The organism is Pedobacter sp. 05L430, from assembly GCF_056397585.1.
Map to the genome: position 1 here is coordinate 1 of NZ_JBFTNT010000498.1, position 1611 is coordinate 1611.

The 1611-nt window shown below is 39.0% G+C and carries 2 protein-coding genes; both read right to left on the reverse strand.

The genetic code is table 11. From position 1 onward, the window contains the following. The coding region (locus AC1DG9_RS26795; protein ID WP_477635661.1) for a flavoprotein at positions 1-243 on the reverse strand (243 nt) is incomplete at its 3' end. Positions 244-445: 202 nt separating this feature from the next. Next, the coding region (locus AC1DG9_RS26800) for a sulfatase-like hydrolase/transferase (protein WP_477635662.1) at positions 446-1611 on the reverse strand (1166 nt) is incomplete at its 5' end.

The window sequence follows — 1611 nt, forward strand, 5'->3', positions numbered from 1 at the left end:
AAACTTAGCCGATCCTGACGCAAATGGAGCATTAAAATCCATTTTTGGGTAAAAAGTAAAGGGGTAACGGTCGTAATCCTGATTCTGAAGTTCAAAACGCCAAACTTCTTTGGCATTGTCTGACATTACTACTCCTACTTTTTCAATCTGATCAGACAATTTCAACAAACTATCTAACAGTAATTTAGCATAAATTGATCCGCTGGCACCAGTAATTGCAACAATAATTTTCTTCTTCCTCATAGCGCAGATAAAGATACGGAACCTTAGATAACAAAAAAGGGCCGAAAATTAATTTTCGACCCTACATCTACCTATGAAAAACATACCCCCGAAAGGGTAAGCCCAAATGTAATTATCTTTTTGAATAAATGAAAGTTTAAACATACTTTTTTCTCATCTTAATTAGAATATTATTGCGAAGTCAGAAAATCCGGTTAACAAATTATCTAATAGCGTAAAAATCAGTTCCTTTTAGTGGTTTCCAATCACCATCTTTGTATCTCATTTTTAAAGAAAGTATACGCTCTTTACCTGCTTCTCTTAAATAATAAATCTTAACCGGATGATAGCCGGCTTTGAGATAAACACGCTCTGTTTCCTGGCTCACTGACTGATAACCAAAATCCGCGTCAATTAGTTCTGCTTCATGAATTCTCATATAAGCTTTCCCACTTGCCTGAAGTGAAAAGCTGTATTCTCCATCAGATTGCACCTTTATAAAACCTTCATATAGTGTCATTCCAGGTCTTGCTTTTGGCACTTCTTCTCCTAAATGTTTGCTAATACCATTTGAAACTTCAGTAAGACCCGTTTCTGAAACTACGTATGGAAAATTTCCTTTAAAGAATTTCCACGAAAGTCCGGGATATGTTTTATCTAAAATCTCAACAGCCGGAATTTCGGCCCTATCATACGGCCGTGGAGCTTCAAGATCTGCCTTTCGAGCCTGTAATGATTTGGCTTTCATTTGAACCTGTAATTCGTTGCAGGACGGTATTGAAGCAAGGTTAGTAGTTTCCTTAGGGTCGCTTACTATATCGTATATTTCAAAATCATCATCTGCAGATTTGATATCATAACGCACACCTACAAAATCCCCAAGACGGATCATTTGCATTTGCCCACGTTTCCGGCCCCTCCTGCTGGCCTCAAAAGCTTTAAAATCAGGCGTTTTACCCCCTTCAGAATATTCTGAATAAATTAAACTTTCGGCCTGGATGCCTTTTCCTGTTAGAGATGGAACCAATGAAACTCCATTTGTTCTGGCCGGAGCACTTATACCTGCAACATCAGCAAAGGTAGGCATCCAGTCTGACAGCATACTTGGCGATACCACAACTTTACCAGCAGGAATATGCTGAGCCCAGGTTACCAGAGTTGGCATTCTTAATCCACCCTCCCATACATCTCTTTTTATTCCATCAAAAGGTCCGAACCCTCCAAAAAACTCCGGGTTATTAGGTGGGTAACCTGCAGGAAGATAAGATTCAATAGATGGTCCGTTATCAGATGTAAAAACGACAATCGTATTTTCCGAAATTTTTAAGTCCTCTAAAAGCTGCAAAATGTCGCCTACTGCATCATCAATTCTTCTGGTGGCTGTAGCAT